Origin of the sequence: Paenibacillus sp. SZ31, assembly GCF_012912005.1 — a bacterium.
In the GTDB taxonomy this organism is placed as follows: domain Bacteria; phylum Bacillota; class Bacilli; order Paenibacillales; family Paenibacillaceae; genus Paenibacillus.
This window is the reverse complement of the sequence record NZ_JABBEA010000011.1, coordinates 119,851-144,294: the sequence shown is the minus strand read 5'-3', so window position 1 is coordinate 144,294 and position 24,444 is coordinate 119,851. Positions and strand designations below refer to the sequence as shown.

Genomic DNA, 24,444 nt, shown 5'->3' with positions numbered 1-24,444 from the left:
GACGCCTAAAGTTACAGCAATCCCGCCTGTTTGAGGTACTCCGTAGCCACCTGCTCAGGATTCGCTCCATCTACATTCACGTCATAGTTCATCTGACGCATCTCGTCATCCGTAATTTTTCCAGCAAGCTGATTCAGCACCTCAACCAGTTGTGGATATTGATCTGCCGTTTCTTGACGAAGCATCGGCGCGCCTTGATACGGTGGGAATAACTCCTGATCATCCTCCAGTACAACGAGTTCATATTGTCTCAACTCACTATCTGTGGAGTAGGCATCTACGAGATTGATATCACCACGTTGAACAGCTCCATAGCGAAGCTTGGGTTCCATTGTTGCAACGTTCGGAAATTCAATCCCATACTTCTTCTGGATGCCAAGGTATCCGTCTTCCCGATCCGAGAATTCAAGTGTGAATCCCGCCTTCATCTGCTGCTCCACCGGTTTGAGGTCGGAAATGGTCTTGAGATTGTATTGATCTGCGATACTCTGAGGTACCGCCAACGTATACGTGTTGTTGTATTCCATAGGGTTCAAAAGCACCATGTTGAATTGACTCAGCATTCCGTCTCTTGCCTGCTCGTAAACCTCTGTCCGATCGGTGCTCACTGCCGTTTCTTTCATGAATTCGGAGATCGCTGTCCCGGTGAATTCGGGATAGATGTCAATATCACCTGAATTGAGTGCATTGAAAAGGAATGGTGTTTTGCCTAATCCGGGTTTTAGTTCAACGGTCAGGTCTGTATCTTTTTCAATCAGCAATTTGTACATGTTAATCAGAATTTCAGGTTCCGCCCCCAGTTTCCCGGAAATGACGAGATCCTTCTGTCCTCCCCTCGCAAAAAAGGGAATGGTGATCACAAGTATCGCGATCAGAGCAAGCGAACCCAAAGTAACCAATGTTTTCTTGAAGGACAACCGCTGGAACTGCCGCAATAACACATCAAACAAAATAGCCAGCAATGCGGCTGGGATAGCTCCAAGGATGATCAGTGCCGTATCATTCCGATCAATGCCCAGCAAGATTAATGCACCCAAGCCTCCTGCGCCGATCAAGGCGGCAAGTGTCGCCGTTCCTACGATCAGGACCATTGCGGTCCGAATTCCGGCCATAATAACAGGCATCGCCAGTGGCAGCTCCACTTTGATCAGCCGTTGTCGACTATTCATGCCCATCGCATTCGCCGCTTCGACCATGGAAGGATCGACTTCCGATATGCCTGTGTACGTGTTCCGAAGTACCGGAAGCAGCGCATACACCACCAGTGCAATAATTGCAGGGAGTGTGCCTATGCCGAATAAAGGGATAAGCAATCCGAGAAGCGCCAAAGACGGGATGGTTTGCAGTACAGCCGTAACCCCGATAATCGGTTCAGCGACTCTTGGCTTGCGTGTCAAGTAGATACCAAGCGGAATAGCAATGAGGACAGCAAAGAACAACGCGATAAATGAGATCTGAATATGTTCAAGAAGAGCAGACAACAACTGACCTTTACGCTCGCTGAACACCTCCGTGAATCTACTCATGTCCATCACCTCGCTCCTGTAACTGACCGGACCAATATTTCATCAGATCAGCACGACTGATCTCGCCAATAATCTGGCGGTTACGTTCAACCAGTAGATGGTCATGGAAAGCCATGATATCAACTAACTCCGTCAACGTAATGGATACCGGAACAGCGGTTTTGGCCGATTTTGGCACATGACCAGGTGAGATGGGTAACATGATGGATTCGAGATCAAATGTAGACTGTTCGCTCATATCGGAACTTGGACTGCCAACAAACTCGCGTACGAAGTCATTAACTGGCTGCCGGATGAGTTCTTCCGGAGTGCCTACCTGCAAAACCTGTCCATCCTTCATAATGCAGATGCGATCCCCGAGCTTCATCGCTTCCTGAATATCATGGGTGACAAACACAATTGTTTTCTTCATCTGACGCTGGATATCCAGAATATCGTCCTGCAATTTCTCGCGGCTCATCGGATCGAGAGCACTGAACGGTTCATCCATCAATACAATCTCGGGATCGGCAGCGAGTGCACGCAACACACCAATTCTCTGCTGTTGTCCTCCGGATAACTCGGCAGGTTTACGCTCACTGTACGTATCTCCGTGCAATCCAACCATGTCCAGCAGCTTATGTACGCGTTCCTTGATTTGATCCGACTTCCATTTTCGGAGTTCAGGAACAACCGCAATATTCTCGGCAATCGTCATATGCGGGAACAATGCAATCTGTTGCAGCACATATCCGATATTCCAGCGCAATTCGTGAATGTTGTAATCATCGATTGGGCGTTCATTAATGCGCACTGTTCCATCTGTTCGTTCAATCAGGCGATTGATCATTTTGAGCATGGTGGTTTTGCCACATCCACTCGGCCCAATCATGACGAACAGTTCTCCTTTGTTAATGTTGAGGTTAACCTGACGCAAAGCCGTAGTTCCATCAGGATATTGTTTTGATACATTTTCAAACTGAATCATCCGCACTCTTCGCCCCTTTATCTAGGGCGTGTCTCAAAACTCGCCCTAACATTCATCCTCATCTATTTCCCCAAAAGTGTGTTCGTATAATCACTGCTCCCGATAATGGCGTTGCTTCAATCATTTTCACTACAGCTATCTGTTCACGAAAAAATAATGCGTTGATTTATGTCGATAGTGGTATAATAATGATAGTCATTGAGAGTATGAATTATCCTTTCACCACTTTTTTCATTTATAAAGGAGTGTACCCATATGTATATTCAAATTACTGATCTGGCTGCAAAACGCTTGACCGAAAGCCTGAATGACCAACCCGGATATTTCAAAGTGATCTATGACCTGGAAGGTTGCGGATGTAACGGAGTTATCGCGATTATCATTGTTGACGAACTTGCGGCTCTCGACGCGCAGATTGAAACCAATCTGGTTCCGTTCTATGTTGATCCGAAGCAGCAGCTGAATCTTGAACAACACATGAAGCTGGATACGGAAGAAAATTATCCTTCTTTCAAATTAAGCAGTGATTCCGGTGTACTCAGCGCTAATGTTCGTGTTCGTGATACGCGTGCCGTAACTGTAGGAAGCTCCGGTGGATCTGACGCCTGCATGTTGTAATACAGTCTCCAGCATACTTGAAGTAATCTAGCATTATCTCTTCACATCATCAAAAGTCGTTGCATCTAATGCAACGACTTTTTTAACGTTCTTTTCCTTATATGCCTCTATCAGAGTTGCAAAAAAGACTCTAACAAACTTTGTTTACAACTCGGAAACAATTGGAGAACCTATGGATATAATCCTCTAGTATACTCGGTATATAGATTCATATAATCCGAGGAGGAACACACATCATGAAATCTTTTACTCGTAAATCCATCATATCCACAATTCTCATAGGTTCTGTTGTAGCAGGTTCTGCTTTTACTACACTTCCCATTACTTCAAGCCTGAATCCTGTCGCATCTGCTGCGAGTTCCAGCTTCACTCAATTTCTGCATGATAATGCACCTGGTCGTACGATCAAAACGATCAAAAATGTAGCAACGGTGACCAATGTGTCCAGTACTGTCGTGCTTGTCAATAAAAAGAGAAATCTGCCTTCGACTTATGCACCTCAAGATTTAGTCGTCCCTAATATTCCTTTTAGCTTCTCAGGCTCCAGTCCGAAGAAACAGATGCGTAAAGTGGCTGCAACCGCTATTGAAAAATTATTCGCTGCCGCCAAAAAAGACGGCATTGATATCAAAGCGGTGTCCGGCTATCGCTCTTATGCGACCCAAAAATCGATCTTTGACCGTAATGCCAGTATCAAAGGTGAAGCTGTTGCCAATAAGACAAGTGCTCGTCCAGGACAAAGCGAACATCAGACTGGCCTAGCCATGGATATCTCCAGCGCTTCAGCCGGTTATGATCTACAACAAAGCTTCGGCAACACCAAAGAAGGCAAATGGCTGAAAGCCAATGCCCACAAGTACGGATTCATCATCCGTTACGGAAAAGATCAGGAGAAATTAACCGGCTACTCTTATGAGCCATGGCATGTACGTTATGTAGGTGTATATATTGCTGGTGAGATTACTAACCAGAAACTTACGCTGGAGCAGTATTTGGAACGTGCCAAATAAGGTAGGTTCCGACTCCAAAGTTTAGAGAGATATCGGATCAGATTAAGAAGCGTGACTAAAGCAGAGCTGAAGCAAAAGATGGGGCCGAAACTGGCCCTCTTATGCTCCAATCTTTCTTTGTACATCTCATCATGTACCCGCAATTCTTCTAAAAACCAGTGGCAATCTCTTCAGACTTTCTGTTCCAGCCCAAGAGCCTACGCCAGCAAGTAGTGCATTATGGAACAAATACAGTGCGACATTGTAAACGATTGATCCCAGAATGATCTCCATTACCACAAAACGTTTTAACGTCGAAGATTGGATCACATATACCCGAAATTCATGCGGGTCATGTCCTCCCTTATACCTTGTGATGAATGTTCTCATGAATCACCTCTAGTGTTTTATTTTAGCGTATGGCAGGCAATCCTTGTCTTATTCTAAAATAATACTTACATAAAGTAACTAAGTGTGTTATAGTCAGTTTATAAATCATACATAAGCGAGGGAAACTATCATGAGTGAGTTAGAGAATCTGGTCAAAAACCGTAGATCGGCCGTTATTTTTGAAGAAGGAATTGAAATTTCGGATTCGGAACTACAAGAGATGTTTGCCCTGAACAAATTTGCACCTTCTGCCTTCAACCTGCAGCACACGCACTATCTTGTGCTTAAAGATGAAGAACAGATTGAGAAAGTCTATGAAGCTTCCCAGCAATATAAAGTAAAAACAGCTTCTGCGGTCATCGTGGTTTTGGGCGATGTCAACGCGCATCATCATATCCGCACCATTAACGAAGGCTTGCTGAACCTGGGCGCACTCACTCCGTTTCAATACGAGCAGGAATCCCAAAGTGTCACTGAGTTTTATGAATCTCGCGGCAGATTCTTCCAACGTGAGGATGCGATTCGCAATGCCAGCCTGTCTGCCATGCAATTGATGTTGATCGCTCAGGATCGTGGTTGGGATACCTGTCCAATGATTGGTTTTGACTCGGAAGAACTGCAACGGAGTTTGGATATTCCCGACCATTATGTACCTGTTATGCTGATCACCATCGGCAAAAAGTCGGAAGCCAAACAGCGCCCACGCGGTTACCGCAAACCGATTAACGAATATGTTAGCTTCAACAAAATGCACGCTGAATAACATCAAAGTAGTTAAATGACACAGCAAAAAAGCCACGATCTCGTGGCTTTAATACGTTTCATAGATCAACGTATCCAACATTTGAAATTCATCGTCGAACTCCGCATATATGTACAGTCGGCCTGCCGGTGTATCCCCCGCATCATAACCCAATCGGAAATATTGATCTTCCTGAAATTCTGCATCAGCCAAAACCAGTTCGTTGATATCCTCGTCCGGATGGGCCTCGGCAATGGTTCTAAGCGCTTGCTCACCAAGCATGTCCCACCGTTTCCACGTCGCCTCCATGTATGGTGTCAAAGCTTCCATCTCTGTCTTGGTTGAAACCTGTGCAGTGACTACAAGCTCATTGCCCTGAACCAGCAAGCGCATCTGATAGTTGGACATCGAGCCATCATACTGAAAAACTCCCATACCCGGAACCTCATGATTGGATTCAAACATTAGATTGTCGGCATACTGCAATCTTTCCAGCTTGGGATTAAGACTATAATCCAACTCCGCCAACTTGTTCTCGGAACAGTACAGCTCTTTCAGTTGCACGTTATGGCGAATATCCAGCTCGCTAATATGATTGTTAAAACACCGAACACTCTCCAAAACCAAATTCGAACGAAGATCCAACTGTTTGATATGGTTGTGGTGGCAACGAATTTCAATCAAGTTTGGACAACGGGTTACATCAAGTTCCAACATGTAATTGTTGGCGCAATCAAGTCGCCGCAGTTGCTTATTGTGTTCAAGTTCAAGTGAGAAAAGAGCGTTATAACTGCAACTAAGTTCCTCTAACTGCTCAAGGGACTCCGATGCCAGCTCCGACAACATGTTCCAATGACACTCCACCGTTAGAAGTTTGGAATTATGAGAAAGATCCAATTTGCGAAGTCGATTAAAACTGCAGTCAAGCACCTGCAATTCCGTATTGGGACCGAGGTCCAGTGTAAGAAGTTGATTCTCTCTACAACGTAACGTAGTCAGCTTGTCGTTCTTAGCTAGACCCAGACTTGTCAATTGATTATAGGTACAATCCAACTCTTGAAGATCCCTGAAATATTCGATTCCGTCAAGATTGCTAATATTGTGATTGGAAAGTTGTAATATCTCAACCTCACGAACGTCACTCTCCTGAATGAAATCCCGCTGATCACAAAAACGATCTAACACAACTTGCCTGAAACGTTCATCCGTGAAGGCATAAGTAATATCCATGTCTAACGCCTCCCCCTCTCGTTTTGCTCTATTGGAACAGACTTCCAACATATTATTCCTATTCTATGAGTTTCATCGTAGGGAATCAATATTACCTATGCAATTTTTTTTATACCATGATAGCATCCAACATGTAAGAGAAATCGTACAGAGAGGATGATCTTCATGGAAATGTATATCGAAAACCTCCCGTCATACCAGCTCGCTTATGTTCGACAAATTGGTCCCTACGGTTCAGCCAATGCCCAAGCGATGAATACGCTGAAACAATGGGCAGACAAAAAGCAATTGCTTAACGAATCAGCAACATTACTGGGTATTCCCCAAGATGATCCAGCTACTACACCAACCCAGAAATGCAGATATGATGCCTGTATAGTTGCTACTGAATCTGAACGTCTGGAAGATGATTCTATTGAGTTTGGCGAGCTATCAGGCGGAGATTATCTCATCTGTAAGGTGAGACACACGGCAGAAGATATTCAACAGGCATGGAATGTGATCATTCCTCATTTGCAAACTAGTGGTTACAGGATGGATAACAAGCCGGTTTTGGAAAGGTACCGATGGGAACTGCTCAATCAACATTGGTGCGAGATATGTGTGCCTGTGAAACCTGTGTAAACCATGTTATTAAGAAACGAAAAAAGTGACTTCAACTTGAAGTCACTTTTTCGTTAAATACTATTACTGCTACTATATAAGAAACTAATCATTTACACGATAACGGAGAGGACAGAAAAAACCTGAAAAAGCGAAGCGTTCGCCTTTATCGCCGGATTTTCCCCTTCGAAAAAGGGAATCCAAAAAAATCTGGGGATAACAGCGATTGGAAGGTTATTCTGTCATCGTAGTGTCAGTGTAAATAACCTTTAGTTCAAGTTATATAGCCAGATTAGAAATTAAAATGCCCAGTTGCCTTTACGGAATACCGGCTCGATTGTACCGTCTTGTAACTCACCGTCGATATCCAGCTCTGCGGAACCGATCATGAAATCGACGTGGGTCAAACTCACATTGCACTCATGCTTCAGCAACTCTTCGTTGGACATGGTTGTGCCATCTTTCATATTGAAAGGATACGCACTTCCCACGGCCAAATGGCAGGATGCATTTTCGTCAATACCCGTATTGTAGAAAATGCGATTCAGGTTGGAAATCGGGGAGTCATGCGGTACGAGTGCCACTTCACCCAGATAACGAGCTCCTTCATCAGTAGCAAACAGATTCTTCAGATGCTCTTCGCCAGAGGCTGCCGTAAAGGCTACAACCTGTCCATCCTTGAATGTGATTCTCATCTGATCTACCAGTTGCCCGTTCAGGTTCAAAGGCATGGTGCTGCTAACATACCCATTCACTCCGCTGCGCTTGGGCATGGTGAATACTTCTTCAGTCGGCATATTAGCGACCGTGTATACACCTTGTTTATTTTCGCTGCCACCGCCGCCCCAGATATGGTCATGGACCAATTCAATTTTCAGGTCTGTACCTGGCGCACGGTAATGCAGGCTCTTATAGTTCTTCTTGTTCAGGAGATCACTCATGTTATTCAAGGTATCCAGATGCTCTCTCCAATTTTGTACGGCATCTCCGCCATCTACACGATTCATTTTGAAGATCGTTTCCCACATCACGTTGATTCGGTCTTCTTCCGGGATGTCGGCAAATACTTTGTTCGCCCAAGCCTTGGTCGGGGCCTTGATCAGACACCAGCTAATTTCATGATTGCGTGTGTATTTGGCATATCCGCGACGTGCGTGTGCAGCTGCCTTGGTAGCACGGGAAACGCTATCGGAGTCAATTCCGTTATATAGTTCAGGATCTGGAACTTTGATCGTCAGGGTAGCGCCGCCTGCTTCCGCAAACTTTTCCATCATATCCGCTTTCCATGCTGGATAATAGTCAAAGCTGTCATTGGAGCCATGTTCAAAACGACTGCGGGTAATGTTGTCGTCATCGAAGTCCACTTGTACATAGTTCGCACCAGCCGCATAGGCTTTTTGCACAATCAGACGCGTGAATTCTAGCGTTTCGATGGGTGCAGTGACGAGCAGATCCTGCCCTTTTTGAATATTCACTCCGACTTTGACAACCAGTTCTGCGTATTGTTCCAATGACTTTTCAAAGGTTTGTTCAAATTGACTCATGGTTGTGTTCACTCCTGTTTCATATATTAATGGCCTTTAACCATTACGTTTTTCTTGTTCACGTAACTCAATCCGGCGGATTTTACCGGAGTTGGTCTTCGGTAGATCAGTAACGAATTCGATCTTGCGTGGATATTTATAAGGTGCTGTGATTTCTTTGACGTGGTGTTGCAATTCACGCATTAATTCCGGTGAAGCCAGTGAATCGTCTCTCAATACGACAAATGCTTTGACAATATTGCCGCGGATCTCATCCGGACTCGCAACCACGGCGCATTCCTTCACGCTAGCGTGTTTCATGAGTGCTTCTTCCACTTCGAATGGTCCAATCGTGTAGCCCGAACTGATGATGATGTCATCACTGCGTCCTTCAAACCAGAAGTAGCCTTCTTCATCTTGGCGTGCACGGTCTCCTGTTACAAAATAATCACCACGCTGACTCGATTCCTTCCGTCCCTCATCCTGATAATAGGACCGGAACAAAGCCGGCATCTCTTTGTGCACCGCGATATCTCCTACTTCACCGGCAGGAACAGGCTGTCCGTCTTCGTCAATAATTTCAATCAATCCAGGTGTGATCGACTGACCCATGGAGCCAATACGTACCGGCGCGTCTTTGAGACTGCCGATTAACAATGTACTCTCCGTCTGTCCATATCCGTCCCTAATAGTCAGGTCGAAGTGACGCTGGAAGATTTCAATAACTTCCTGGTTGAGCGGTTCACCCGCTGAAACAGCACTGCGCAGATGAGACAGGTCATAATGTCCAAGATCATCCGCTTTGGCCATCAATCGATATTCCGTTGGTGTACAGCAAAGCACATTAATTTGATGTTCCTGCATCAGTTCCAGATAACGCTTGGGCTGGAATGATCCATTGTAGACCAGTCCAGTCGCGCCTCTTCCGAGTACCGACAGGAACGGGCTCCAGATCCATTTTTGCCAACCAGGTGCAGCCGTTGCCCATACCGTATCTGATGGCTGAATATCCAACCATAATGTAGAAGCGATCCGCAGGTGGGCATATCCCCAACCGTGGCTATGTACAACGCCTTTGGGATTACCAGTTGTGCCTGAAGTGTAAGCAAGAATAGCCGTATCATCACGGTGAGTTTCCACCGCAGCCATCTCGTCAGGTTGATTTTGCATTAACTCATGCACATTAACCCAACCTTCAGCAGGTACGCCAACTTCACCATTCGGTGATGCTACGATGCGATGTGCCAGTGATGGCAGATCGGCGTCCATCTTTTCCACTTCCGAGGTCGTCTCGGACCATACAATAACAGCCCGCGCCTCAGAGTGACGCAGACGGTATTCCAGATCTTTTGCCCGTAACATCTCGGAAGAAGGAATCACGGCAATCCCCAGTTTCAGACAAGCAATGTAAATAACATAGGCAATTATACGGCGTGGTACCATGACCAACACCCGATCACCCTTCTCTAGTCCAAGTTCACGTAAACCTCCAGCAAGACGATTCGCCTGCTTAAATAGATCACCATATGTGATCTCTTCCAATTCTCGATGATCGCTGAGCCATCTAAGTGCAATCCGGTCTGATGGATGATTCTCCATCTCGGATGTCAGGTTATAGCTTTCAGGCGAAATCCACTGTTCAAAGTTCAAATGGAGCCTCTCCTTCATAGTTCAAATGTAAAGCTTCTATATATTATACCCTAAATCCTAGGACCAGGTGCTATGAACTAGGTTCATTCTGAAAAAAATAAACATAGGTCAATTAATGTTAACTATTATAATAGATCTTTTCCTATAAAGAAAATGACATATAAAAAAACGGCACCAACCCGGACATCTGGGAGGCACCATTTTATTTATTTGAACCTTATTTCATGAAAATTTTAACCTAACTATAATTTTCCAGTTACCAAGGATAATTACCCATGCCGTCCAAAATGCTCTCAATTTCATTGAGTTCTTCCGTTGTCAGATCCGGTGCCTGCAACGCAGCTACGTTTTCTTCGATCTGGGATACCCGGCTTGCACCAATCAGTGCGGAGGTTACACGGTTACCACGCAAGATCCAGTTCAGAGCCAGTTGAGAGATCGTCTGTCCTCTTCGCTCGGCAACTGCCTGAAGTGCATCGAACTTGGCAATCCGTTCGTCCGTGTAAGCTTCTTTTTTCAAATTGCCTGTTGGATTGGCGCGTTCTTCCTTGATCTTGTCGACATATTTATTGGTCAACTGACCGCGGCCGAGTGGACAGAACGCTATGGAACCGACGCCCTGCTCATCCAGTACGTCCTGCAAACCGTCTTCAATCCAGCGATTCAGCATTGAGTAGTTTGGCTGATGAACCAGACATGGCGTACCCAGACGACGGAGAATGGTTACCGCTTCTTGTGTCTGTTCTGCATTATAATTGGACAAGCCCACATACAGTGCTTTACCTTGGCGCACGATATGATCCAGCGCCGTCATCGTTTCTTCCAATGGTGTGTCCGGATCTGGACGGTGATGATAGAAAATGTCCACATAGTCCAGCCCCATCCGACCAAGACTTTGATCCAGACTGGCAATCAGGTTTTTGCGGGAGCCCCACTCGCCGTAAGGCCCACTCCACATATGGTAGCCTGCCTTGGACGAGATGAGCAGCTCATCCCGGTAAGGACGCAGATGTTTCTTGTAAATCACACCAAAGTTCTCTTCCGCTGATCCTGGAGGTGGACCATAGTTATTCGCCAGATCGAAATGGTTAATTCCGAGGTCGAAGGCACGTAAAATCATCTCTTCCTGAATATCCAAAGTACGGTTGCCACCAAAGTTCTGCCATAAACCCAGCGCAATTTGCGGCAGTCTGATTCCAGATTTACCGGAACGTACATATTTCATCTCATCATATCGTTGTTCACTCGCAGTATAGGGCATCGTTATTCTCACTTTCCTGTAAGGTTTGTTGAATTCCTTTTCATCTTAGACATTTTTCTGGAAAAACGATATGGCATTTCACTTTGAACATATGGAATAATGATTGTTATCTATATAAACTAATCTTAAATCATTCATCTTTTACACTTATTAATATGTTAAAATGCAAGATGAGACGAAATCGTACAGGAGTGAATACCCTTGATTACGTATATGTTTAAGAACAATCATTTTCAGGAGCTACAGCTCCTTCATTATGGCACGGAAGCCTGTACACCAGGTCACCACTTTGGCCCTGCCATGAGAGACTATTACAAGATTCATTATATTTTGAATGGCAAAGGCACCTTCGAAGTCGGTGGCAAAACGTATACCCTGCACAAAGGCCAAGGATTTCTAATCGTTCCGCATTCTGTTGTTCATTACGAAGCAGATCAAGATGATCCTTGGGAATACAGCTGGGTTGCTTTTCAAGGCAGCAATAGTTCATCTTTTCTACAGATGGCCTGTCTGTCAGAGCATCACCCGATCTTTGAGCTGGGTAATGAGGATGACGAGATGCGATCCTGCCTGCATCGAATGGTCAATTCCCGCAATACCCACAAAGGTTGGGAGATGAGCATGACTGGTTTGCTGTATCAATTCTTCTCTATTTTGATTGATCAGGCCAACTCCGAGCATCTTCACCCCATACAGGATTATTCGAAGGAAACGTACGTAACGCAGGTAATGGACTTCATTGAAATGAACTATGCCAATGCCATTACCGTACAATCCATTGCGGCCCATGTCGGTTTGCAGCGCAGTTATCTGTGCTCTCTCTTCAAGGACCAGATGGGAAGCAGTATTCAGTCGTATCTGGTCCATTATCGGATGCGCAGGGCAGCCGAACTGACACTTGATCCCGGTCTGACCATTGGCGATATTGCCCGTTCTGTGGGCTATACGGATCAATTGCTCTTCTCTAAAATGTTCAAAAAAGTGATGGGCGAAGCGCCCACCTACTACCGCAAACATAAAACAGCACCCTCCCAGTTAAGTTGTTAATTGGGAAGGTGCTGTTTGTGCCAATCGTTTATCCTATAATCGTAATTCCATAGATTCGTTTATATCGTTTCCGGCATGGATACACCGACGACTTGTACTTTAATTTCATTCACCATAACGCCGGCTAATTGTTCTACAGCCTGTTGAACATTATGTTGAAGTTCACGGCAGACCTCGTGCATCTTGTTGCCATATTGAATGTTGATGCGCAGCTGGATGGTTGCCTGATCGTCTTTGACATGTACGTCAATCCCTTTTTGCAGACTTTTGCCGCTAATACTCTTGGCAATCCCTTCAGTCAGTCCAACGGACATGGAGGATACGCCAGCCGTTGATTGAGCGGCCATCCCCACGATCTTGGATAACACATCGTTCGAGATGTGAATGGTACCCATTTGAACAGATTGAGGTGCGATATATTCAGGTTCATTGTATTGTTTTTCGATAATTTCAGACATGTGCTCCACTCCTTCGAATAATTAAATTCTATGCATTCTGCCATTTGTCCTTAAAGAACATGTTATAGATTCGAACCAAAAGAATTTTAACAATCATATAAACCGGGATAATAATCAGGATAGCAATAATTCCACCCAGGTCGCCTGCACCCAACACCAGAATGATGGTCGTGAGCGGGTGAATGTCCAGCTTTTTGCCGAATACGTAAGGTGCAACCAGGTTGTCCTGAATCTGCTGAGCGACAAGAATAATAATCAGAGACCAGATGGCAACCGATGGTGATACCACGAGACCCATGATCACAATAGGTACGGACGACACAATCGCTCCGATAAACGGAACAAAGTTCATGATGACCGCGATCACTGTCAACAGTAATGCGTACGGCAGTCCAATGATCAAGAAACCGATATACATCAGTACACCCAGTGCCAGATTCACCAAAACTCTTCCCACAATAAAACCACTCAACGCCTGATCAATCTCAATTACGACTTCACGGCTGTCATTTTGGAAACGTTTTGGAGCGATATGTGCCAGTTTACGACCAAATTTCTCACCTTGTAACAGCATATAGAACAAAAGGATCGGTAATGTAAACAAGATGATCGCAAAACTGGACACGAGTGAGAAAAATCCACTTACATAGTTGGTCACAAAGTTAAATCCTTTGTTGATATACTCCGTGATCTGGGAGAAAGGTGTAGATCCCTCAGGGAACAAGGCCTGAATGGCACCGTTTTGCTCCAGTTCTCTTAGCTGTTCACTTAAAGAATTAATTAGACTTGGTGCGTTATCGACCAGATTGATCAGTTGCTCACGTAACGATGGCCATAATCCAATGATGAAGAACACACCCAGAATAGCAATAACCAGATAGATTAGCAAAATACTTAGCGTGCGATTTATTTTCTTTTTCTCCATATAATTCACGAGCGGCCGGAGCAGATAATAAAAGAACACCGATAACATCATCGGCACGGTAATTACCGTGATCATGGTGACGAGCGGCTGAAAGATGAAGCTCACACGTGATAATAAATAGATATTAACCAATATCAGCGCCAGTGCAATACTGAACCGGACAAACGTATTTCCTTTGAACAAAATATTCCCCTCCACATGGACATTTCTTCTCTTATTTAATTTGGAATCTGAATGGTAAACACGGTGGTCTCTCGCCCACGCCGGGAAAGGATCAGCCGTCCGCCCATTTTCTCCGTATTACGCCGTGCGATGGACAATCCAAGTCCCGTACCTCCGGTCGCTGTCCTCGCCTCATCCCCTCGTACAAACGGATCAAAGATGGTTGACCACAGTTCCTGAGGTATGCCCACTCCGGTATCTGCCACTTCAATCACCACATGGGTATGAAGCGAAATGAGTTCCACGCGCAGTTCTGTTCCGAGCGCATTATAGGAAAGGGCATTGGTGATCAGATTCTGAATGACTCTGGATAGCAGTTCCGGATCATACCTTGCGTAGATCTCCTGATCAGGAACACGTACATGAAGGACAAACTGTTTCTGCTCAATCTCCCCATAGGTATCTGCCATAATCTCGCGCACGAATTCTCCAATTTCTCTTCTCTCAATCTGCATGCGGAAATCGGGTGAATCCACCTTGAGTAGCTCCAGCATATTTTGTATCATGCGTGCAACTTGAACGGACTTGTTATAGATGTATCCCAGATATCTTTGCTGCCTGTCCTTGTCCTCTCCACGTCCTTCCACTAAAGCCTGCGCATATCCCTGTATGGATGTTATCGGTGTCTTCAAATCATGTGATAAGTCTACAATCAGTCGCTGTTTGCTCTCTTCCGCGTAACGTTTCTCCGCAGAGGTGTTCTCAATGACGTCCGCCATGTAGTTAAAGGTCTCACCAATCTGAACAAACTCTCTCTCGGCCGAGATCGACATCCGTGTACTATAATTTCCTTGTATCATCTGCGTAAGACCCGAGGAGAGAATGCTGAGTGGTTTTTTGATTCTCCGTGCGACCCAATAGCTATATACGAAGATCAATGACAACACTAAACCGATGCCAATCATAATGTAAAAAGATAACGGGTGCTTCAGATTGGTAATCAACTGATTATCATTAATTCTTACGCTTACCAGATCACGAGGGATCTTCAGCAACACATAGGCTGCTGCTCCTTCTGTCGAAAACGGAGTGATGGAGTAATAGTACGGCTGGTCGCTTCGGTTCTCCAATCCAGCATACAGATCGGCTTCACTGTATTGGGTGAAAGCATCTTGCTTGTCTCCCACATGATGAATGACGGTGCGATTCGCATCCAGAATCTCAATCCAGCCACCGCTATCCTTGAGACGTTGAATCTCTGTGTCTTTGTCTTTCGACACCGAACCTCCACCGGAGTATAATTCGTTCTCCAACTCTGCCACATACACATGGGCTTCAACATTCAGATCCGGGTCTACCACCTGATCCGAAATGCGAAAATCCACGACATCCAGTGAAACCATAAGGTACACAATCAATACCAGTAACAGCAAAAAGAAGTTGAACAGCAAGAAATCCAGTGTCAGGGATGTCTGCAACAGTCGCTTTTCTCTAGCTTTCCATGGGCGCTTCAATTTTGTATCCCAGTCCCCTTATCGTTTTGAGATATTCCGGTTGTCTGGAGTCACGCTCGATCTTCTCCCGAATGTTGCTGATATGTACCATGATGGTGCTGTCCTCGTGCGCATAATAGTCGCCCCAGACCGCTTCGTATATTTTTTTGCGGGTGAACACTCGGCCAGGCTGATCGAGCAACAATTCCATGATTTTATACTCTGTAGAGGTCAATGTTACCGGACTTCCTGAACGAAAAAGGATACATTGAGAGCGATCCAGCGTCAGATCGCCTAATACCAGATTCTGTTCTTTAGCTACAGGAACCTCAGCTGCATCAAAATGATTGACCCTTCTGAGCAACGCCTCTACCCTGGCGACAATCTCAAGCGGGTTGAATGGCTTCGCTATATAATCATCTGCACCGAGTCCGAGTCCCAGGATTTTATCGTGATCCTGACTTTTGGCGGATAGGAACAGAACAGGCATGTGATGTGTAGCCCGAATCTGTTTGATCAACTGCAATCCGTCCATTACAGGCATCATGATGTCCAGTATGACCAGATCAATCTGTGTTGAACGTATGGTTTGCAGCGCCTCGGCTCCATTCACTGCAGTCTTAATGCTATAGTCCTTCTCCAGATAGAGCTGAAGCAGTTCCACAATCTCTGGTTCGTCATCTGCAATTAATACGGTGTATCTCATGTTATTCCTCTCATTTCCTATACTCTATGCCTATCTCTACATTATTACTATATACTACGTCTCTTAATTCAACCTAAATCATTTCTAAAGATAATCTAAATAAATAGAAATAGAGCCCTGGCGCAGGCCAAGGCTTTAAGAAAATAGGACCGTTTTCATTCTTGATTCAGGCTTTTCATTCTTCATCCGGACCATTCATATTAGATTATTCCTTAACCGAACGAAGCCACGGTTCAACTTTCGCCGATAAACGTTCCTTGTCATACTGCACATATTGGCTCGCCCGGTTGCGCACCGGATCACCTGCGTAGAAGCGTTCATACAGGTCATGCCTTGCTCCGAGTGGACTTCCGGTCAGCTCCCATGCAAGTTGGAAGAGACGAATCTTCTCCGGGGCTTGCATCGTTACTCCGCCAAGGTATTTGCCCATCATGGAGCCCATCATTTCATTCATCTCAAACGCACCTGAAGGAATCTGAATCAGACCACCCGCAGCAATCGTCTTCAAAATCTCCACAGCGCGAGGATAATAGCGATTGCCCAGATTACGGGCGGTTTCAATATATTTGAATTCCGGCAGCCAGTTGCCGAATGTATCCGGCTTGGACTGTGCTTCAGCAGCAATAATCAGTCCCTCGATGGTCTGCATCTGACTGATCAGCTCTCCGAGCTGTTCCTGCACATTCAGGAAGGAGTCCACCCCGATCTCCTTGGCAATGGCTGAGGTCACAGCTGTAACGAACTCCAGTTTCGAGTGTAAGCGAATGACGCTCTGATGATAGGCCAGACTGGCCGAAGCTGTGTTGCAGCGAATTTGCCATACGGCTTCAGGGTTATTGTGCAGCAATACACGTTCCCAGGGCACAAATACATCGTCAAAAAATAACACGGCATCCATCTCATCATACTGCGCACTGAGTGGATGTGATTGATCCGAATCTTTTGTGGCAAAAGATTCACGACACATCATGTGCAAGCCCGGACTGTCCGCGGCTACAATCACCATATGGGCCAGTTCTGGCAGGTGGCCTGGAATTCGTTGAACGGGATAAGCGATGATATCATCCGCATAAGGCGCTGCTGTTGCCACCATTTTTGCCCCGCGAATGACTACGCCCTCCGTATTGCTTCTGACAATCCGCAGCATGGCATCCTCATCTTCTCCAACAGGCAAGGAACGATTAATTTGCGGGTCGCGCTGGACAATCGTCAGGAAAGCATCTTTTCGTTTGGCTTGTTCAAAGTAATCGGATATTTTACCCGCAAAAGCCGGGTCATGTGCTGTCATCTCATGTCGTGTTGCATACCAGCCCGTGAGGCGGGATCGAGCATAATCAGACAATCGGCTCATCACTCCATACGTACGATCGGCCCAAAGACGAAAAGCATCTGCCCTGCTGTTCACGTCAGAAAGTGAACGAGGCACAAGAAAGGAGCGGTGCACGTAACTTCCCGTCTGTTCGTCCCAATAGGCCACAGTTTCCCTTGTCTCCGGGTCATCCACCAGATTGAACAAACTCTCAATCGTTTGAAGTGTTCCCTGAAAGGCTTGATGCCCAGTTACCTGGATACGTTCTCCGTCCAGCCATACATTCCGCTCATCATTCAAACGTTGAATGTAAGCTTGTCCACGAGACATCGTGATACTCATATATGTCCTCCCTCTCAGGCATCTGCCTGACATGTCTGTAATCCCATTCTTCTAACTGCTTGAGAAACTATGTAATGATACATTCTGTATCTAATGAAATAGTACTGTGCCTGGGATAGAAAAGTCAACAGACACCGAGCCATAAGTCCGGTGTCTGTTGGGGCATGCTATTTTAGACTAATTTGGAATACATGTGACGCAGATACCGCCAGCGCACAAGTGCAAAATACAGAATCTGCATGGAAGCAAACACCATGAAAATACGCAGACTGTATCCGATAACCGAGAAATCGACCAACTGCTGTAACGCTATAAAGGCAACCGAACTATGGATGAGCGCCACCAAGAGTGGCAGGAAGAACATAAGCAATAGCTGCCTTGTTACGATCTTACGGAGTTCGGGACGACTCAGTCCCATTTTGCCAATCATGCGATACTGCGCTTCATCCCGTTCTAGATCTGCGTAGAGTCTGAAATACGTGAAACTTGCTGCAAAGGTGAAGAAAACAATGCCGATCAGGCCGCTCAAAATTAGAATGATGCCATTGGTCTGCTTGGAATTAAGCCAGTCCACCACAAGCGCGCTGACCTCGTAATAACCTCTGTCGGAATGATCATCTTGAATGGATTTGATCAATTCAGGAGCGAAGCTGCGTGTACCCATCCAATCTTTCACGATAAATTGTATCGTTTGACTCGAATAGAAACCTTCAGGCATGCCAACTTCCTCGTTGTACGCAGGTCTCATCTTATTAAACAGTTCGTCGGTTACGACGTAGAGATAAATTTCATATTGAAAAGGAATCACAATATCGGTACCAGGTGTCGATAGCTGGACAGGTACGCGCTGATTATCAACCTCCAGATTGATCTTTCCTCCCGAGACTCCTTGTTCAACCTGTTCACGGTACGCCTTGCGAATCGCCAAATTGCTTGGTGTCATAAATGACTCATCGATCTGTTTCAACGTACGTTCTTCATACCCCAGTGCCTTCGCAAGACGGTTATAATCACTCAGTTTGATAATCTTCCCATTATTATTTTCACCTATAGGAGCATAACTGCCCTTCACGTAGGGAACTTGATTATCAATCAACGTTTCTTCAATCTGCCGAATATGTCGCTCTGACTGGGGAGTATCCCATGAATTCATATAGCTGAATGCGTACGGATTAGACATGGACGATAACCCAGGGTCAGCAATCGCGAGCATGGTGCCAATTCCCGTAAATGAAGATGCCGAGATGATGCTTACCATGAAAAACATAATCGCGTTATCTTTCATTCGATACGTAAGTTCCGATAAGAAGAGCAGATTGGTTTTGCGGAAAAACAATCTTGGGTTTCTTTTGAGTGCCCGGATCACGTACACACTGAGCTGTGTGAACAGTAAATACGTACCTGCAATGACGACCACGACACTTGCCAGTAATAGCGGAAACGAGAAGCTTATCCATACAAAAGTGAATACTCCTGCATAACCCCCGCCAATCAACAATACGGATAACAAGGCAAGTAGACGTGAGGCTTTGGGTTCCGGTTTCGGTTTTTCCTCTGATTTCACAAGGTCAATGAGAGTTCCTTTGCGGATGAGCAAGGATGATGACATCGCGATCACAACAAACAGCAGCAGAAATGTACCTGCCGTCAAGGCAATGCCTTTTAGCGGAAAATAGAATCGAAGGCTGTTCTCAACAGCCAGCATGGAGCCGCAGATGAGCAGAATCAATTTGCCGAAAATAAGCCCGAGTCCAATACCGGTAATAATGGAAGCTAATCCGATACACATGTTCTCCATAAACAACAGCCGGTTCATTTGTTTACGTGTCATGCCAATGATCAGGAATATACCAAACTCCTTCTTGCGTGTCTTCAGAAATGAACCAACAGAGTAGAGCAAGAACAGGAATGAAAAGATGAATATAATGACCTCTGCAATCATAAACCCCTGGTTGGCAAGCAACGTAACCGTACCACTTGATCCCTTTAACCCTTCTTTCAGATCGGGATGGAACAGGAGCAATGCGTAGGTGAAAAAGATCATGACGGAAAATGTACTGCTCAGAAAATGAGCCAGATAAATTCGTTTGTTGCGAACAACGTTATTAATGGCGAACTGGCGAAAATTCATGTCCTGACCCTCCCATTAGGGATAATACATTAATAATCTTCTGATAAAAGGCTGCGCGATTATCGCCGTAATGAATTTCATTGTACAATTTGCCATCCTTGATAAAGACGACCCGACTGCAATAACTCGCCGCAACCGCATCATGGGTGACCAACAGCATTGTAGCTTGATCCTCCTGATTGCGTGTTTCAAGAATCTCCATCACATCTCTGGCCGCCTTCGAATCCAGATTACCTGTTGGCTCATCGGCCAGAATCAGCTTCGGGGAATGGATCAGGGCTCTGGCAATGGCCGTACGCTGTGCTTGTCCTCCTGATATCTCATATGTCCGCTTGTTCAGAATACTCTCGATCCCCAGCTTGCTTGCCAGTTGTTCAACACGTGTGTTCATCACTGCTAGCGAAACGCCGTCAAGAGTCAGTGGCAGTACAATGTTTTCCTTGACTGTCAGTGTATTTAACAGATTGAACGATTGAAAAACGAATCCAAGCTCTTTGCGCCGGAACAGCGCGAGTTCATCCTGATTCAATTCAAACGGATTCTTCCCTGCAATCCGAAGTTCGCCTGATGTTGGATGATCAATTGTAGAGATCATGTTCAGCAAGGTTGTTTTACCACTACCGGATGGTCCCATGATGCCAACAAACTCTCCTTCTTGAATGCTGAGGTCGATGCCGGATAATGCTTCATACGATACGATGCCTTTATAGATTTTACTGATCTGTTTTACAGAACAAATCTCCATGGTTACAACTCCTTAGTGATGTATGAATTCAAAATCAAGTTACTTTCATGCTGTGTGCATGCGTATTGTACGTGGCCTTTCCTGCACTCTTATGACTACAGTCTAACGAAGTTTCGGCCATTCTCCTATGGTTTAACCTTTCACCAACATGACAATGTTGTAAGGTTGCATGATGGTAAGCAAAAAAGACGTCTTTGCCCTAACCAGGCAATAGACGTCTAAACTTAAACCTACACTGTAATTCATACTCTACTCACACTTCTTCAACAAAAATACAGACTTCACGCCCCAATCTTAACTTCAACCTGCGACTTCAGGATTTGAATGTAATTCGGACGGTCGTTCCTTCGCCGTACACGGATTCAAGATCGATCCGATGATTCATCCGCGTTAACACTTCTTTGGCAATATACAGTCCCATGCCTGTGGACTCCTTGAAATACCGCCCGTTCTCCCCGGTGAAGAAAGGCTGGAATACCCGGTTCAAATCAGACTTCGGAATCCCGATGCCTTGATCCTTGACTTCCAGCATGATGGAGCGTTCTGCTTCATATGCCCGCAGATGGATCTTTTGTCCGCTGCCCGCTGAATATTTGATCGCATTAGACAGTAACTGTACCAAGACGAAACGAATCCACTTGGCATCGGATTGCACAACCAGCGAAGATTCTATATGCATCTCTGGATAGACGTGATTGCGGATGAAGAATCGTTTCAGCTCATGGATCGCCTCTTCACCAGCATTCTTCAGTAACACAGGTTCAACACTAAAATCCTGTTCAAAGGTATCCAAGCGCGCCACATACAGCACAGTCTCCAATCCCCGTCTCATCTGGTCCGCTTCCTCTCGAATGCTTATGAGCCTGGGATCATCATCTTCCTGATCTTCCACGGTCAACTCAATGACGGATAACGGTGTCTTCATCTGATGTACCCACTGGTTCATAAACGTCAGATATTCTTGCTGTCGCTGTTCCAGCCGATGCAGATGAGCATGATACTGTCCGTATTGTGAATCCAGCAGCTTCTCCAGCGCCAATGATAAAGGACTTGTTTCGTTCAATGGTACAAATTCCTTCAGCGAATCCATCGATCGTGTCATCCGGGCATAAAAAGAGCGATGTGAATAATAACGATAGACCAAATATGCAACGTATAAAAATAATCCCAACGCTACGGCATAAGCAGCCGTGACCCAATCGTTGTAACCGTCATACCAGAACACTGCAATAACGGTGAACAAGATGGCAACAACCCAGCAAGTTAAAGCGAGATGTTCTCGTATAAACAATCTCATGATGGAGAAAAAGCTTTCCAGTTATTGTTCAGTCGGTAACCCGATCCTCTGACCGTCTCCAGTGCATCCGTAATGCCAAGCTCGGCTAATCGCTTTCGCACCCGAGTAACGTTAACACTGAGTGTATTGTCATCCACAAAAGAGTCGTCCCACAACTTCTCCAAGATTGTCTCTCTGCTCACAAGCTTTGGACTGCGGCGCAGTAACGTTTCCAGCAGAATCGTTTCCTTCTTCGTCAGCTGCACTTTGCGATCACCAAGCTGAATCTCCTGTCTTTCCAGATACACGATCAAACCGTCCAATTCCACCTTGCGTTCTTCGTCACGTACAGCATAGTCCCCATACACCCTGCGCAGCTGACTCCGAATTTTAGCTATAACAATCTCATGTTCAAACGGCTTCGTGATATAATCATCCGCCCCGTTCTCCAGTGCCATGACCTGATCCATCTTCCCACTCCGCGCGGAGATAAACAAAATGGGGCAAGTGGACAGCGTACGAATCTGGCGGCACCAATAGAAACCATCGTAACTGGGCAAGTTGATATCCAGAAGTACCACATGTGGCTGTACCTGCTCAAACTGTTGCACAATCATCTCAAAATCCTCGACCAGAACGGCCCGGTCCCCGTAGCGTTCAATATGTGATTTCAATAATCCCGCAATCTTGGGGTCGTCCTCTATAATCATAATGGTATACATGATTGGGTCTCACCTCTGCCAAAATCATATCACAGGATTGATTATCGAGCATCGACTTGCTTACGCCAATCCACAATATCTGCATTCAATTGTTTCAGATCTCCGGAAGCTTTCTGGTCATCGGATAACTTGTATTGTTGCTTCAATGCCAGGATTCGATATACACTTTCATCAATTCGGGATTCGGAGATTTCACCTGACTTCACTGCACTCATTAGCGTGTCAAAAATCGTCTTGGCACTTTCATAACTATGAGCTACCAAAAGAATGTCACTTCCTGCTTTAACCGTTGCTAGAGCAGCTTCGTCCAACTTGAAATTCTTCGCTATTGCTCCCATACTCAGATCATCTGTGATGACGACACCGTCATACTTAAATTTGCCGCGCAAATGTTCACCAATAATGACATCCGATAAGGAAGCCGGATGATCCGGATCAAGCTTCGGGAACAAAATGTGTGCAACCATGACTGCTTCAACTTGTTCCTTCACCGCGGCCTGGAACGGAATCCATTCCAGCTCAGCCAGTTGTTTTTCCGTTTTGTTCACGACAGGCAGGTCAAGATGGGAGTCCACGGACGTATCCCCATGCCCCGGGAAATGTTTCACTACCGGAATAATGCCTTCACTACGTAGTCCCTTCATCTCCGCAATCCCCATACGTGACACTAGTTCTGCCGAGCTGCCGAATGAACGATCTCCAATCACTGGGTTCTTCGGGTTACTGTTCACATCCAGCACAGGAGCGAAGTCCACATTAAAACCCGCAAGCTGAACTTGTCTGGCCAGCAATTGGCCCATTGTTTCAGCAAGCGCGCTATCTTTCGTCTCGCCTACTTTTCTACTGGAAGGAATGGATTCCACCGTCTCTGGCATACGACTGACTTTGCCGCCCTCCTGATCTACACTCATGAAGATTGGTACCGGGTTAGACTGATTTGCTTCCTTGATGGATTGCACAAACTTGGCTGTTCCATCGAGTGTCGATACATTGTTGGCATAGAAAATAATGCCCCCTACCTTTTGAGCCGTAATCATCTGTTTGGCTTGAGCATCCAGAGTCGTACCCTGAACACCAGCGAGTATCATCTGTCCAATCTTCTCTTCTAACGTCAGTGAACTGAGTTGCTCCTGCACCAGGTCGGCTTCTTCTTGCGGTTCCTCTTGCGCTTGTTCCTGTGGTGGAACGGTATTCTGCTCCGGCGATGAAGAAGATTGCCCAGTGTTGGAGTCAGTGTTTGAATCGATGTTAGAGTCCGTTGCAGAGGAAGGTTTCTGAGCTTGGCTACATGCCGATAAAACTAGAACGATCCCCAGCAGAAGACACATTATATACAGTGGTTTTCTCCATTTATTGTTCGAGGTGTACCTATAGTTGTACAAGGATATTCATCCTCCTTATGTAATGTCGTCATGATAAACCATGGGTTTAGGCCTAACCTTATCACAAGGTGAATGATTTTCAAAATGAGCGCTTCTGAGGATTGAATCGTTGTGCTGACATATATGCAGCGAAAAAAATGGTTGCTATAGAACCTGAAATATGGAACTAAATGGTGTTGTGACCAAGCGCGTGCGGGACGTGTGGGGATAATCAATAGGAGCAACGGTGCAGGAAAGCGTTTTACTA

General features: G+C 45.5%; 22 protein-coding genes. 5 read left to right on the top strand and 17 right to left on the bottom strand.

Going from position 1 to position 24,444, the window contains the following annotated elements; translation table 11 throughout:
• Positions 1-11: 11 nt before the first annotated feature.
• Complete coding sequence (gene opuFB / locus HF638_RS20140) at positions 12-1,526, bottom strand: osmoprotectant update ABC transporter permease/substrate-binding subunit OpuFB (protein ID WP_169481755.1); 1,515 nt, start codon at positions 1,524-1,526, stop codon at positions 12-14.
• Positions 1,519-2,493, bottom strand: a complete 975-nt coding sequence (locus tag HF638_RS20135; protein ID WP_169481754.1) for an ABC transporter ATP-binding protein — start codon at positions 2,491-2,493, stop codon at positions 1,519-1,521. The genes opuFB and HF638_RS20135 overlap by 8 nt, the downstream gene beginning before the upstream one ends.
• Before the next feature lie 255 nt (positions 2,494-2,748).
• On the opposite strand from HF638_RS20135, the gene HF638_RS20130 reads away from it, so the two are divergent.
• Entirely contained in the window at positions 2,749-3,111 is a 363-nt protein-coding gene (locus tag HF638_RS20130; RefSeq protein ID WP_017688778.1) for an iron-sulfur cluster biosynthesis family protein, read from the top strand.
• Between the two features lie 236 nt (positions 3,112-3,347).
• Positions 3,348-4,121, top strand: a complete 774-nt coding sequence (locus tag HF638_RS20125) for a M15 family metallopeptidase (protein ID WP_169481753.1) — start codon at positions 3,348-3,350, stop codon at positions 4,119-4,121.
• 129 nt (positions 4,122-4,250) lie between these two features.
• On the opposite strand, the gene HF638_RS20120 is transcribed toward HF638_RS20125, so the two are convergent.
• On the bottom strand, positions 4,251-4,490 hold the full coding sequence (locus HF638_RS20120; RefSeq protein WP_169481752.1) for a hypothetical protein: 240 nt from the start codon (positions 4,488-4,490) through the stop codon (positions 4,251-4,253).
• 130 nt (positions 4,491-4,620) lie between these two features.
• Between HF638_RS20120 and HF638_RS20115 the strand changes: the two genes are divergently transcribed.
• A complete protein-coding gene (locus HF638_RS20115; RefSeq protein ID WP_169481751.1) occupies positions 4,621-5,253 on the top strand; it encodes a nitroreductase family protein in 633 nt (210 codons plus the stop codon).
• Positions 5,254-5,301: 48 nt separating this feature from the next.
• Here HF638_RS20115 and HF638_RS20110 read toward each other — a convergent pair whose 3' ends face one another.
• Positions 5,302-6,462, bottom strand: a complete 1,161-nt coding sequence (locus tag HF638_RS20110) for a leucine-rich repeat domain-containing protein (protein WP_169481750.1) — start codon at positions 6,460-6,462, stop codon at positions 5,302-5,304.
• A 165-nt stretch (positions 6,463-6,627) separates the two neighbouring features.
• On the opposite strand from HF638_RS20110, the gene HF638_RS20105 reads away from it, so the two are divergent.
• Complete coding sequence (locus tag HF638_RS20105; RefSeq protein ID WP_169481749.1) at positions 6,628-7,086, top strand: AraC family transcriptional regulator; 459 nt, start codon at positions 6,628-6,630, stop codon at positions 7,084-7,086.
• Positions 7,087-7,364: 278 nt separating this feature from the next.
• On the opposite strand, the gene HF638_RS20100 is transcribed toward HF638_RS20105, so the two are convergent.
• From HF638_RS20100 to HF638_RS20090, 3 genes are all read right to left on the bottom strand, one after another.
• Positions 7,365-8,609: an aminopeptidase gene (locus tag HF638_RS20100; RefSeq protein WP_169481748.1), complete on the bottom strand. Its 1,245-nt coding sequence runs from the start codon at positions 8,607-8,609 to the stop codon at positions 7,365-7,367.
• Positions 8,610-8,645: 36 nt separating this feature from the next.
• The gene (gene mbcS, locus HF638_RS20095; protein WP_169481747.1) at positions 8,646-10,256 is read right to left on the bottom strand and encodes an acyl-CoA synthetase MbcS; all 1,611 of its coding nucleotides are present in this window, start codon (positions 10,254-10,256) and stop codon (positions 8,646-8,648) included.
• 238 nt (positions 10,257-10,494) lie between these two features.
• Positions 10,495-11,499: an aldo/keto reductase gene (locus HF638_RS20090; protein WP_091016774.1), complete on the bottom strand. Its 1,005-nt coding sequence runs from the start codon at positions 11,497-11,499 to the stop codon at positions 10,495-10,497.
• Positions 11,500-11,700: 201 nt separating this feature from the next.
• Here HF638_RS20090 and HF638_RS20085 point away from each other — a divergent pair, with 201 nt between their 5' ends.
• Complete coding sequence (locus HF638_RS20085) at positions 11,701-12,546, top strand: AraC family transcriptional regulator (RefSeq protein ID WP_169481746.1); 846 nt, start codon at positions 11,701-11,703, stop codon at positions 12,544-12,546.
• 59 nt (positions 12,547-12,605) lie between these two features.
• On the opposite strand, the gene HF638_RS20080 is transcribed toward HF638_RS20085, so the two are convergent.
• The 10 genes from HF638_RS20080 to nagZ all read right to left on the bottom strand — a co-directional run bounded on the left by HF638_RS20080 (position 12,606) and on the right by nagZ (position 24,197).
• On the bottom strand, positions 12,606-13,004 hold the full coding sequence (locus HF638_RS20080) for an Asp23/Gls24 family envelope stress response protein (protein WP_211175707.1): 399 nt from the start codon (positions 13,002-13,004) through the stop codon (positions 12,606-12,608).
• Positions 13,005-13,032: 28 nt separating this feature from the next.
• A complete protein-coding gene (locus HF638_RS20075; RefSeq protein ID WP_169481745.1) occupies positions 13,033-14,112 on the bottom strand; it encodes an AI-2E family transporter in 1,080 nt (359 codons plus the stop codon).
• Positions 14,113-14,147: 35 nt separating this feature from the next.
• The gene (locus HF638_RS20070; protein ID WP_169481744.1) at positions 14,148-15,605 is read right to left on the bottom strand and encodes a sensor histidine kinase; all 1,458 of its coding nucleotides are present in this window, start codon (positions 15,603-15,605) and stop codon (positions 14,148-14,150) included.
• The gene (locus HF638_RS20065; protein WP_169481743.1) at positions 15,583-16,290 is read right to left on the bottom strand and encodes a response regulator transcription factor; all 708 of its coding nucleotides are present in this window, start codon (positions 16,288-16,290) and stop codon (positions 15,583-15,585) included. Before HF638_RS20065 ends, HF638_RS20070 begins: the two co-directional genes overlap by 23 nt.
• Before the next feature lie 205 nt (positions 16,291-16,495).
• Entirely contained in the window at positions 16,496-17,941 is a 1,446-nt protein-coding gene (locus tag HF638_RS20060) for a 4-hydroxyphenylacetate 3-hydroxylase family protein (RefSeq protein WP_169481742.1), read from the bottom strand.
• Positions 17,942-18,113: 172 nt separating this feature from the next.
• Complete coding sequence (locus HF638_RS20055; RefSeq protein ID WP_169481741.1) at positions 18,114-20,072, bottom strand: ABC transporter permease; 1,959 nt, start codon at positions 20,070-20,072, stop codon at positions 18,114-18,116.
• A complete protein-coding gene (locus HF638_RS20050) occupies positions 20,047-20,817 on the bottom strand; it encodes an ABC transporter ATP-binding protein (protein ID WP_169481740.1) in 771 nt (256 codons plus the stop codon). Before HF638_RS20050 ends, HF638_RS20055 begins: the two co-directional genes overlap by 26 nt.
• Before the next feature lie 313 nt (positions 20,818-21,130).
• Positions 21,131-22,114, bottom strand: a complete 984-nt coding sequence (locus HF638_RS20045) for a sensor histidine kinase (protein WP_211175706.1) — start codon at positions 22,112-22,114, stop codon at positions 21,131-21,133.
• On the bottom strand, positions 22,111-22,815 hold the full coding sequence (locus tag HF638_RS20040) for a response regulator transcription factor (RefSeq protein ID WP_169481739.1): 705 nt from the start codon (positions 22,813-22,815) through the stop codon (positions 22,111-22,113). Before HF638_RS20040 ends, HF638_RS20045 begins: the two co-directional genes overlap by 4 nt.
• Positions 22,816-22,856: 41 nt before the next feature.
• Positions 22,857-24,197, bottom strand: a complete 1,341-nt coding sequence (nagZ, locus tag HF638_RS20035) for a beta-N-acetylhexosaminidase (protein ID WP_248278210.1) — start codon at positions 24,195-24,197, stop codon at positions 22,857-22,859.
• Between the last annotated feature and the right edge of the window lie 247 nt (positions 24,198-24,444).

Bases quoted from the DNA above. Each gene is read 5' to 3' on its own strand.
- HF638_RS20055 (WP_169481741.1), bottom strand. From the start codon at position 20,072: ATGAATTTTCGCCAGTTCGCCATTAATAACGTTGTTCGCAACAAACGA.
- HF638_RS20050 (WP_169481740.1), bottom strand. From the start codon at position 20,817: ATGGAGATTTGTTCTGTAAAACAGATCAGTAAAATCTATAAAGGCATC.
- HF638_RS20105 (WP_169481749.1), top strand. From the start codon at position 6,628: ATGGAAATGTATATCGAAAACCTCCCGTCATACCAGCTCGCTTATGTT.
- HF638_RS20130 (WP_017688778.1), top strand. From the start codon at position 2,749: ATGTATATTCAAATTACTGATCTGGCTGCAAAACGCTTGACCGAAAGC.
- HF638_RS20135 (WP_169481754.1), bottom strand. From the start codon at position 2,493: ATGATTCAGTTTGAAAATGTATCAAAACAATATCCTGATGGAACTACG.
- HF638_RS20090 (WP_091016774.1), bottom strand. From the start codon at position 11,499: ATGCCCTATACTGCGAGTGAACAACGATATGATGAGATGAAATATGTA.
- HF638_RS20040 (WP_169481739.1), bottom strand. From the start codon at position 22,815: ATGTATACCATTATGATTATAGAGGACGACCCCAAGATTGCGGGATTA.
- HF638_RS20125 (WP_169481753.1), top strand. From the start codon at position 3,348: ATGAAATCTTTTACTCGTAAATCCATCATATCCACAATTCTCATAGGT.
- HF638_RS20045 (WP_211175706.1), bottom strand. From the start codon at position 22,114: ATGAGATTGTTTATACGAGAACATCTCGCTTTAACTTGCTGGGTTGTT.
- HF638_RS20115 (WP_169481751.1), top strand. From the start codon at position 4,621: ATGAGTGAGTTAGAGAATCTGGTCAAAAACCGTAGATCGGCCGTTATT.
- HF638_RS20100 (WP_169481748.1), bottom strand. From the start codon at position 8,609: ATGAGTCAATTTGAACAAACCTTTGAAAAGTCATTGGAACAATACGCA.
- HF638_RS20060 (WP_169481742.1), bottom strand. From the start codon at position 17,941: ATGAGTATCACGATGTCTCGTGGACAAGCTTACATTCAACGTTTGAAT.
- HF638_RS20120 (WP_169481752.1), bottom strand. From the start codon at position 4,490: ATGAGAACATTCATCACAAGGTATAAGGGAGGACATGACCCGCATGAA.
- HF638_RS20110 (WP_169481750.1), bottom strand. From the start codon at position 6,462: ATGGATATTACTTATGCCTTCACGGATGAACGTTTCAGGCAAGTTGTG.
- HF638_RS20080 (WP_211175707.1), bottom strand. From the start codon at position 13,004: ATGTCTGAAATTATCGAAAAACAATACAATGAACCTGAATATATCGCA.
- opuFB (WP_169481755.1), bottom strand. From the start codon at position 1,526: ATGAGTAGATTCACGGAGGTGTTCAGCGAGCGTAAAGGTCAGTTGTTG.
- HF638_RS20065 (WP_169481743.1), bottom strand. From the start codon at position 16,290: ATGAGATACACCGTATTAATTGCAGATGACGAACCAGAGATTGTGGAA.
- mbcS (WP_169481747.1), bottom strand. From the start codon at position 10,256: ATGAAGGAGAGGCTCCATTTGAACTTTGAACAGTGGATTTCGCCTGAA.